This window comes from Sulfurospirillum sp. SCADC, from assembly GCF_000743525.1.
In the GTDB taxonomy this organism is placed as follows: Bacteria; Campylobacterota; Campylobacteria; order Campylobacterales; family Sulfurospirillaceae; genus Sulfurospirillum.
The window spans coordinates 39,183-48,331 of the sequence record NZ_JQGK01000021.1; the positions used below are offsets into that span (position 1 = coordinate 39,183).

General features: G+C 42.0%; 12 protein-coding genes. 7 read left to right on the top strand and 5 right to left on the bottom strand.

Annotated elements, in window-relative coordinates:
• Positions 1-40 precede the first annotated feature (40 nt).
• The 3 genes from JU57_RS12540 to JU57_RS12550 form a co-directional block, all read right to left on the bottom strand.
• Positions 41-511, bottom strand: coding sequence for a GNAT family N-acetyltransferase (locus tag JU57_RS12540; protein WP_051906873.1), 471 nt, complete (start codon positions 509-511; stop codon positions 41-43).
• Between the two features lie 3 nt (positions 512-514).
• Complete coding sequence (locus tag JU57_RS12545) at positions 515-967, bottom strand: YccF domain-containing protein (protein ID WP_037961753.1); 453 nt, start codon at positions 965-967, stop codon at positions 515-517.
• Positions 968-1,041: 74 nt separating this feature from the next.
• Positions 1,042-1,707 carry a nitroreductase gene (locus tag JU57_RS12550; protein ID WP_037961755.1) on the bottom strand — a complete coding sequence of 222 codons (666 nt, stop codon included), beginning with the start codon at positions 1,705-1,707 and terminating at the stop codon, positions 1,042-1,044.
• A 130-nt stretch (positions 1,708-1,837) separates the two neighbouring features.
• On the opposite strand from JU57_RS12550, the gene JU57_RS12555 reads away from it, so the two are divergent.
• Positions 1,838-2,467 (top strand): LysE family translocator, encoded by a 630-nt coding sequence (locus JU57_RS12555; protein WP_037961758.1) that lies wholly within the window; start codon positions 1,838-1,840, stop codon positions 2,465-2,467.
• Between the two features lie 48 nt (positions 2,468-2,515).
• Here JU57_RS12555 and JU57_RS12560 read toward each other — a convergent pair whose 3' ends face one another.
• Positions 2,516-3,748, bottom strand: coding sequence for a dicarboxylate/amino acid:cation symporter (locus tag JU57_RS12560; protein WP_037961759.1), 1,233 nt, complete (start codon positions 3,746-3,748; stop codon positions 2,516-2,518).
• A gap of 313 nt (positions 3,749-4,061) precedes the next feature.
• On the bottom strand, positions 4,062-4,730 hold the full coding sequence (locus JU57_RS12565; RefSeq protein WP_294877377.1) for a tRNA-uridine aminocarboxypropyltransferase: 669 nt from the start codon (positions 4,728-4,730) through the stop codon (positions 4,062-4,064).
• A gap of 228 nt (positions 4,731-4,958) precedes the next feature.
• On the opposite strand from JU57_RS12565, the gene JU57_RS12570 reads away from it, so the two are divergent.
• The 6 genes from JU57_RS12570 (at position 4,959) to JU57_RS12585 (ending at position 9,070) form a co-directional block, all read left to right on the top strand.
• Positions 4,959-6,527 carry a flavocytochrome c gene (locus JU57_RS12570; RefSeq protein WP_037961764.1) on the top strand — a complete coding sequence of 523 codons (1,569 nt, stop codon included), beginning with the start codon at positions 4,959-4,961 and terminating at the stop codon, positions 6,525-6,527.
• Between the two features lie 56 nt (positions 6,528-6,583).
• Positions 6,584-6,964 (top strand): cytochrome c3 family protein, encoded by a 381-nt coding sequence (locus tag JU57_RS12575; protein WP_294877386.1) that lies wholly within the window; start codon positions 6,584-6,586, stop codon positions 6,962-6,964.
• Positions 6,961-7,332 (top strand): NapC/NirT family cytochrome c, encoded by a 372-nt coding sequence (locus JU57_RS14165; RefSeq protein ID WP_294877380.1) that lies wholly within the window; start codon positions 6,961-6,963, stop codon positions 7,330-7,332. Before JU57_RS12575 ends, JU57_RS14165 begins: the two co-directional genes overlap by 4 nt.
• The gene (locus JU57_RS14170) at positions 7,293-7,595 is read left to right on the top strand and encodes a hypothetical protein (RefSeq protein ID WP_294877382.1); all 303 of its coding nucleotides are present in this window, start codon (positions 7,293-7,295) and stop codon (positions 7,593-7,595) included. Before JU57_RS14165 ends, JU57_RS14170 begins: the two co-directional genes overlap by 40 nt.
• A 93-nt stretch (positions 7,596-7,688) precedes the next feature.
• The gene (locus JU57_RS13840; RefSeq protein WP_051906877.1) at positions 7,689-8,105 is read left to right on the top strand and encodes a hypothetical protein; all 417 of its coding nucleotides are present in this window, start codon (positions 7,689-7,691) and stop codon (positions 8,103-8,105) included.
• Positions 8,106-8,125: 20 nt separating this feature from the next.
• Positions 8,126-9,070, top strand: coding sequence for an OprD family outer membrane porin (locus JU57_RS12585; RefSeq protein ID WP_051906879.1), 945 nt, complete (start codon positions 8,126-8,128; stop codon positions 9,068-9,070).
• Positions 9,071-9,149: the final 79 nt, after the last annotated feature.

Consider the following 9,149-nt stretch of genomic DNA (forward strand, 5'->3'; position numbering starts at 1 on the left):
TCTTCGCAACTAGCAGTTTGGGTTTGTTACATGTAAAGATTCAGCTGAGCATCTTCTCCATCGAATAATTCACAATCATCTGCCCATTTCTCTTAATTTCATTGCGCTTTAGTGTGATAAAACCTCGTCTTTCAAAAAAAGGTTTTGCGACGATAGAGGCTTCGAGGTATAACCGTTTTATGCCTTTTTGCTCTGCCACATTTTCTACATATGTGTAAAGCGAACGCATCACGCCACATTTTTGATACGTTGGATGCGTGTACGCACAGTCGATGTGTCCGTTTGCTTCAAGCTCAATAAACCCGACAATTTTTGCTTCCACCATCGCCACAAACGGTTTTTTAAGAGCGAGCCTTTTAACCCAATAGGGATAATTGGGTGGCGTGTGCGCCCATGCTTCTTGTTGTTCAAGCGAATAAATCAGTGGATCAATCGCATGCACGGAGGCGTGATGGAGGTTGACAATTTCGGTGGTAAATTGAGTGTCAAAGGGATGGATCGTTATGGGCATCGCTTAGCGTGATTGCTCCACAAAATCTTCCGCCTCTTTTTGCTGAATCACCGCAGCGACCTCTTTATCGACGATGGTTTGACCGATGGGTGCAAGTGAAATGACGGCGAGTTTCAGGTGTTGGATCGCAAAAGGAATGCCGATGATCGTTATAAAGCACGCGATGGCAGACATAATATGCCCGATAGCCAGCCAAATACCTGCAAAAACAAACCAAAGAACGTTACCGATAAGCCCCCATGTTCCCGTGCCGATGTCCTCTTTTTGATGCAGTGATTTGCGGCTGATGGACTCTTTGCCAAAAGGGAAGAACGTAAATTGACCGATGACAAAGCAAGCTTTTGCCCAAGGAATCCCAACAATCGTGAGCAGAGCAATGACGCCAAAAAACCACCACGAAAGCCCCATAAAAACGCCACCTAAAAGAAACCACAACACATTGCCAAGTAGACGCATACGTTATCCTTTTGTTTTAAGGTATTGTACTTGAAAATGGGTTAGACGAAAGATTTTTCTTTACATGTAAAGGTTTAAACATGAAACGTTACGAACGCCTCAAGGCTCATGCGAGGTGTTCGGTAGCGGTTGATGAGCGCCTCTTTATCTTCGTACCCAAGTGCCATGCCACACAGCAAAAGCAGGTTCTCTGTGATGCCAAGTTCACGTTTAACGATGCTTGGAAATTCAGCGAGTGCGGCTTGTGGGCAGGTCGCCAACCCTTTTTCCGTGGCGCTGAGCATAACAGACTGCAAAAACATGCCATAGTCGAGGTAGGAGCCTTTTTCTAGGCTTTTATCGATAAAAAAATAAAGTACGACAGGTGCGTCAAAGGCGCGGTAGTTGAGCTTCCATTGCTCGATTTGCCTTGGTTTGTCCTCTTTGGCAATGCCCAGTGTAGCATACATTAAAAGCCCTGTCTCTTTGCGACGACTTTTGTAAGGTTCTTCCCAAGAGGAAGGGTAGTAGGCGTAGTCCATGACCTCTTTATCGCCACGTTCAAACGCTTCGATGACTTTAGTTTCCAGCGTGCGTTTTTTCTCACCACTTACGACATGCACGTGCCACGGTTGCATGTTGACGCCCGAGGGTGCGTGTTTGGCGTCTTCTAGTATGGCTTTGATGAGTGTGGGTGAAACCTCTTTGGGTAAAAAAGCGCGTGTGGATTTTCTCGCTTTGAGTGCTTCCGATACAGTCATGATATAGCCTTTTCATGTTTTGTTTATTCTACGAAACTTTTTTGAAATTAAATGAAACCGTTTAAAATTAACTTCCATTTTTTAGAAAGATGAGATGGGCTATAATACTATTTTTCATAAAGGATGTGACGTGGCTTCTGCAGTTGATTTTTCGATTATGGCAATTTTTCTTCCCACCTTCTTTTTTGTTTCGGTGACTCCTGGTATGTGTATGACGCTTGCGATGAGCCTTGGGATGAGCATCGGGCTTAAGCGCACGTTTTACATGATGGCAGGCGAGCTAGTCGGCGTGGCGATTGTTGCGCTCTCTTCGGTCATTGGGGTCGCAGCGATTATGATCAATCATCCTGATATTTTTACGATTTTTAAGTACGTGGGTGGGCTCTATTTGGGCTATTTGGGCGTGCAACTCTGGCTCAATCGTGGCAAGATGGCACTTTCCAAAGCGGAGTGTTCGACGACGATCTCCGCAACGTCTTTAGCCCTTCAGGGCTTTGTCACCGCGATTGCAAACCCAAAAGGATGGGCGTTTTTCATAGCCCTTCTTCCGCCCTTTATCAACCAAACAAAACCGCTCATTCCTCAAATTTCGGTGCTTTTGGCGATTATTTTAACGCTGGAATTGATCTGTATGATCATCTACGCAAGTGGCGGCAACACCTTGCGTCTGTTTTTGCAAAAAGGTGACAATGTGAGGCTGATGAACCGCATCGCTGGCACATTGATGTTAGGTGTTGGCGTGTGGTTGGCGTTTGGGTAAGTCTTTACATGTAAGGAAAAATCCTTACATGTAAAGTGTTAAAGAGGTCTATTCGACGTTGTCTTGGTTGTAGATTTTCTCATCAAGTTCGCCTTCACCTTTAGCGACGATAACCGCGGTCATCGCGTCGCCTGTGATGTTGACGGTGGTGCGTGCCATATCTAAAATTCTATCGATTCCTGCGATGATAGCAATACCTTCTAAGGGTAAATTGACCGACGTTAAAACCAATGAGAGCATAATAAGTCCAGCCCCTGGAACACCTGCGGTACCAATGGACGCTAATGTCGCCGTAAGGATGATGGTCAAGTAGTTTGCAAACGTAAGATCAACCCCAAATGCTTGGGCGACAAACACTGCACAAATACCTTGGTAAATCGCGGTTCCATCCATATTGATGGTTGCACCAAGTGGCAATACAAAGCTTGCAATCGGCTTGGAAACACCCAGATTGTGAATGGTGTTGCTGGTGGTGATAGGAAGTGTTCCTGAACTACTGGTGGTTGTAAATGCGACTGTTTGCGCCGAAACGACACCTTTAAAAAACTTGATAGGATTAAGCCTTGCGATCAAAGCAATGCCTCCGCCCATCGTCAGTGCCATATGAATGATCGACGCGATGTACACACATCCGATCACTTTTGCAAGGCTAATGAGCACATCCACACCGTACGACGCAGAAACCCATGCCATCAAACCAAAAACACCAATAGGGGCAAACGAGATGACGATTTCGGTTAATTTAAACATGACCTCAGAAAACGACTCAAAAAAGGCTGCAACGGGTTTTCCTTTTTCGCCTGCCATACTGATCGCAATACCCAAGAAAATAGCAAAAACGATAATCTGTAAAATATCACCTTTGACTAAGCTCTCCATCGGATTGGTTGGGATGAGTGCTAGAAGTGTGTCAACCAATGGTGGTTCTTTTTTTGCTGCAACCGCTGCGGTATTGCTCAGTGCAACACCAGCACCTGGTTCAAAGATAAGACCAAATGCAAGACCAATGGCGACCGCAATCGCTGTGGTGATTAAGTAGATCGAAAACGTTTTGATGCCAATGCGACGCATTTTGCTCAAATCTTCCATCGACGTGATGCCCGTGACCAACGTGACAAACACCAAAGGTACGATCAACATTTTAATCATATTGATAAACAGTGTGCCCACTGGTTTGAGCATAAGTGCTACGTCTTTAAACAGTAGCCCGACGAGTAGACCCAAACAGAGTCCGATAAAGATCTTTTTCCACAGTGCCATGTGTTTCCACCCTAAGATCATTGTATTCCTTTTAATAAGATGTGTGCATTCTAAAAATACAAAGCGACTTCAAAGCGACTTTTTTGGGAAAGAGAGCGTTTTTGAGAGGAAAATGTACCTTTTTGACACATCCTATTGTAGCAAAACGTTACACCGTTTCATTTTGATACATTTTTGTGTAAAGAAACGTTACAAAAACATCCAGCTTGACCCCACACTCCTTTGAAATTTTTAAGTAATTTTTAAAAAATAAATCGTGAAGTTATAACCAAAGTGGTCTAAAAGTGGGTTTAAAGGGTTTACATGTAAGGAAAAATCTTTACATGTAAAATGTTTAGGTGCGTTTTGGTTTGAACCTGACCGCTTGATGCAAAGGGTTTTGGATACACGCGAGTTGATACGTAATCATCGCGTGAAACGGGGTGAGAAATGCCTCTAGTTTTTCGTGTGCTATCGTTTCGATCTGCCACTGACTCAGCAGTTCTAATACGCTAAGCGTGGACTCGATGGTCGAGAGACAATATTCTAGTGGTTGTTCTTTGATCTTAAATTCTGAGCGCTTGGTAGGCTCAAAACTGATGTGCGCCAAAGCATGCAAATTCTTACTTTCACGCATCATTTTGAGCGAACACGCCCAGGTCGAATCAATGAGAAAAATCGCCATTTGTTTTTTTACATGTAAAGATGTATGCGTCCGTGGATTTTCATGGCTGAGGTTGATGGCGTGAGGGGAAGGATAAAGAATAAAACTCTCATGCGTTGCGATAATTTCATTAATGCGTGCATGGTCAGTAAAATCAATACCCATAAAAAGTTCGGAGTTGAGAAGCGAAAGGTGCGTGAGATGTCCCGTGCCGTTTTTGGTCTTTTTAAACTCTTTGGGGTGCATCAAAACGATAAATTTCGTTTTTGTCTCAATGGGGCGAATGTGGTTACACATGCACGAACTTGCGGGTCTGTAACAGTGGTAGCACTTTTTTCGATCACCATAGCGTGTTTGCATCAACCTAAACCCTTACTTTATGAATTGGAAGTATACAAAAAGAAGCCAAATGGGGTGTTTAAGTGCGTTAAAACCGACTATTTTGACTGTTTTCAAACTATTTTTCGTCAAAAGTAACACACTTTGGTTGAAATAATCTCTTTCAAGCATATCTCACATTAAATCTCACAGCTAATTGTTAAAATTAAGTTAGAAATAAAAAATACTATTTCAAAAAGGAGTAATACAATGAGTAAAGAGACAATGTCAAGACGTGATGCCCTAAAAATAGGAGCTCTAGGTACGGCAGGTTTAGCAATGCTCGGTGCAACCAATGCAATGGCAGCAGCACCAACTGAAAAAGATGTTAAGTTTAATGAAGAGTACGATGTTATCGTAATTGGTTCAGGTTTTGCAGGTCTTGCTGCAGCAGCAAAAGCGGCTGAGCGTGGGTACAAAGTACTTATTCTTGAGAAAATGGGACGTGTAGGTGGCAACTCAGCTATTAATGGTGGTGCCTTTGCGGTTCCAATGAATAGAGATCAAAAAGCATTTGGTATTGAAGACTCTAAAGCACTCTTTGTTAAAGATGCTTTAAAAGCAGGTCTTGGTATTAATCACGTCGAAATGCTAGAGTTGATTGCTGATCGTGCCCAAGAGACATTTGATTTTGCCGTAAAATGCGGTGCAAAATTTCAAACGGGTAAAAAACCTACATGGTTTGGTGGACACTCTGTTCCTAGAACAATTGTTACTGAAAATATGAGTGGTTCAGGCATCATTCAGCCAATGGCAGCATTTGTTGAGAAACTTTCTGGTTGTAAAATGGTAACACGTGCCAAAATGGATGATTTTGTTATGAGTGCGGATGGTACAACGGTTGTAGGCGTCACTGCACGTATTAACTACCGTTTTGATAATAAACTCCATAATGATGATATCGAAAATAAATCAGGTGAGAAAAAAGTTTATAAAGCTAAAAAAGGTGTTGTTTTAGCCAGTGGCGGTTTCTCTATGGATAAAGATTTTAGAATGCTACAAGATCCTCGTATGAAACCTGACATGGATGCAACGAATCATGAGGGTGCAACTGCAGGTGCGCTTTTAAAAGCATTCCAAATCGGAGCACTTCCTGTACATATTAGCTGGATTCAAGAAGGGCCATGGGCAAGCCCAGATGAGAGAGGTTTTGGTGTAGCACCACTTCTCACACAACAAGGGTTATTTGTACTTGGTATTGCAGTTGATATTAGAAACGGTAAACGTTTTATGAACGAAATGGCAGATAGAAAAACAAGAGCGGACGCTGAGTATGTTGTTTTAAGAGAAGATCCAAAAGCATACCCTGTTGCAATCGGTACATATAATACCTTTGAAGAGCAAATCTATGCTGCAGTTGAAAAAGGTCTTGCCTCTGGTGTTATGAAAAAATTTGATACCATCGATACGCTTGCTGCAAACTATAAAATCCCTGCGGATGCACTTAAAGAGACGATTAAAAAGTACAATGAAACAGCAAAAGCGGGCGAAGTGGATGAGTTTAAAAAACAAACACTTAAAGACGTAAAAGGTAAAGAAGCCATTGAGATGAAAGGACCATTCTATGCGATTCGTTTGGTGCCAAAACCTCACCATACGATGGGCGGTCTAAAAATCAATACGAAAGCACAAGTCATTTCAGCCAATACCAATAAACCAATCCCAGGTCTTTTTGCTGCGGGTGAAGTAACGGGCGGTACACATGGTGCGAGTCGTCTAGGTAGTTGTGCGATTGCCGACTGTCTCGTATGTGGTATGGTTGCAGGAGAAAACATCTAATCATGCGTAGCAAAAAAACTCTTTTAGCACTAGGGTTTTTTCTGATTCTCGGTGTAATGTCTTTGGTGGGGAGTGAAGTGAAAGCTTCTTCCCCTCAGTTGAACATCACTCCTGAAATGAAAGAAAAATTTCCCATAAAGCCTCATCATGAAAAGCTTGCATTTAAATGTACAGACTGCCATGAAGGTCAAGGGGATGAGCCTGAAAATTTTAAAGCAATAGAAGATAAAGGGTGTTTATCCTGTCATAAAACGAAACAGTATTTGGCGGATAGACTTAAATTTATGGATGCATTACATACAAATCCACATAACTCCATTCATGATGGTCCAAAACTCTATTGTGATGAGTGTCACTATGAACACAAAAAGTCAGACAATATGTGTTTAAGCTGTCATAGCAATGATGTGAAACTATGGATGAGGGCAACGCCATGATCAAGAAACTATTTCTCATCATCAAAAACAACCTGCTTCTATCGCTGTTGATTGGTGTATTGATTGGGTTACTCAGTTCATGGGTGCTGTATGAAGGGCTACATCGAACGAGTGACGATCGTTTTTGTATCGTGTGTCACGAGATGAAACCCATGGTTGCCGCCTATCATAATGATGTGCATGGCGGAAACGGTAAAGTAGGCATCAAAGTAAGCTGTGTTGCGTGCCACTTACCCCATGACAATGTCTTTGCGTACATCGCAACGAAGGCTCGAAATGGCGTTGTAGAAGGAGCCATTCACTTCTTTGGCAATCCTGATGCGATTGATTGGCAAGCCCCAATCGTGCTAATAGGGCGCATTTTGTAGAAGACACAGCGTGTGCAGGATGTCACACCAACTACAAAACCAATGAAGCCATCAGTGAAAAAGGTCGCAAAATGCATGCGCACTATGATAGCTTGAAAGAGACGGATAAAGCAATCAGTTGTGCTTCCTGTCACGTTGAAGTGGGGCATCATGGGCTTAGAAGTATGCTCAATTACTACAAACCTGAGTATGAATACTACAAAGGTAAGTTAGATACGAAAAAAGATGAGGCTGAGAAAAAATTAGCCGAAGAGATGAAATAAGGGGCGGTAAAGAGAAGCCCCATTGGTTTTGCGGTAAACGAATGGGGCAGATAGGAAACGTGTTTTACATGTAAAATGCATAAAGGAGCAAAGATGAAATTCGCGAAACTTAGTATTGTAACAGTTATGGTTTTGGGGCTTGGTGGTCAGATGTATGCAGCAGATACACTTGCAGATGCATTTAAAAATGGTAAGGTAGCAGGAACATTAAAAGCGTGGTATTGGGACAGAACCGATGAAGGTAACTTTGGTGGAGCTGCCCAACATAATGAAAATATTTTTAACTTAGGGGTTGAACTCGGTTACGTGACAGATACATTTTACGGTTTTAGAGTAGGGTTGACGTTTCAAGGGAGCGCTACACCGTTTGCTGAAGAAAATGCAAAGAAACTTTTTAATAAAGAAGCAGCTACTCAAGGAACGGTTCTCTCTGAAGCTTACCTAGGTTACCACATTGGTAAAACAGATATTAAAATTGGACGTCAATACATTACAACCCCCCCCTTATAGCAGGCAATCCTACGCGAATCATGAGAGAGTCTTATGAGGGCGCGGCTATTACCAATACCGATCTTCCTCAAACAACAGTTTTTGCACACTATGTTGAAAGATTCCAAGGTAGAACGGGAGATATTTACAATGGTAATACAGCAGCAACATGGTCTTATGATGCCCCAGAATTTGCAAAACAAATTGTCTTAGCAGGTGCAGGTCCAACTGCCTATGCATTTGAAGATATTTATGCATTAGGTGCTATTAATACTTCTATATCCAACTTAAAATTAACAGCACAATATGTACAAGTAACCGATGTGAATATGAAAGCTAATTTTGGTGCTTATGGCGTTACGATTAATAAAACAGATGATATCTCATTTTACTATACAGAAGCCAATTATATTCTCCCTGTCAGTAATTTCAAACTTAATTTTGATGCAAATTATAGAGGCTCTCGTGCTGGTGACAATTTAGATACGGCGCATATTGATGGTAACATGATTGGATTACGCGCAGGATTCTCCGAACTCTATGGCTTTGGCGCATCGGTTGCTTATACGACGGTAAACGATGACGATGATGCTCTCTTAGGTCTTGGTAATGGGCCATTGTGTTATACTATGCTTTCCATTCGTGGTCCATTGGTGTTTAATGGTTATTCTGGCATGGACAGTTATAAAATAGCGACAACGTATGATTTTTCAAAAGTTGGTATTATGGGGCTTACCAGTGAGTTAGCTTATGTCAATGCTTCGCAAGATGCATCAAATGCTTCAACCATTACAACAGCTGCACATACGCATGCTGATATTGATGGCTACTCTGTAAAAGTCATGTATGCCGTTCCCGCACTTAAAGGGTTGTCAACGGACATCACATATGTTACGTATGATAAAGAAGTAACAAATGATACTACCTCTGTCGTTACTAAAAAAGATACCGACGAATTATGGGTTAATGTAAACTATAAGTTCTAGTCGTATGAGACGATCCCAGGATTTACTGGGATCATCAAGTATTAGGACTATATGTATAACCCAAATTGCTAGTTGGTAA

Coding starts and splice junctions, on each gene's coding strand:
- JU57_RS12565 (WP_294877377.1), bottom strand. CDS start 4,730: ATGCAAACACGCTATGGTGATCGAAAAAAGTGCTACCACTGTTACAGA.
- JU57_RS12570 (WP_037961764.1), top strand. CDS start 4,959: ATGAGTAAAGAGACAATGTCAAGACGTGATGCCCTAAAAATAGGAGCT.
- JU57_RS12575 (WP_294877386.1), top strand. CDS start 6,584: ATGTCTTTGGTGGGGAGTGAAGTGAAAGCTTCTTCCCCTCAGTTGAAC.
- JU57_RS12560 (WP_037961759.1), bottom strand. CDS start 3,748: ATGATCTTAGGGTGGAAACACATGGCACTGTGGAAAAAGATCTTTATC.
- JU57_RS12585 (WP_051906879.1), top strand. CDS start 8,126: ATGAGAGAGTCTTATGAGGGCGCGGCTATTACCAATACCGATCTTCCT.
- JU57_RS14165 (WP_294877380.1), top strand. CDS start 6,961: ATGATCAAGAAACTATTTCTCATCATCAAAAACAACCTGCTTCTATCG.
- JU57_RS12550 (WP_037961755.1), bottom strand. CDS start 1,707: ATGACTGTATCGGAAGCACTCAAAGCGAGAAAATCCACACGCGCTTTT.
- JU57_RS13840 (WP_051906877.1), top strand. CDS start 7,689: ATGAAATTCGCGAAACTTAGTATTGTAACAGTTATGGTTTTGGGGCTT.
- JU57_RS12545 (WP_037961753.1), bottom strand. CDS start 967: ATGCGTCTACTTGGCAATGTGTTGTGGTTTCTTTTAGGTGGCGTTTTT.
- JU57_RS12540 (WP_051906873.1), bottom strand. CDS start 511: ATGCCCATAACGATCCATCCCTTTGACACTCAATTTACCACCGAAATT.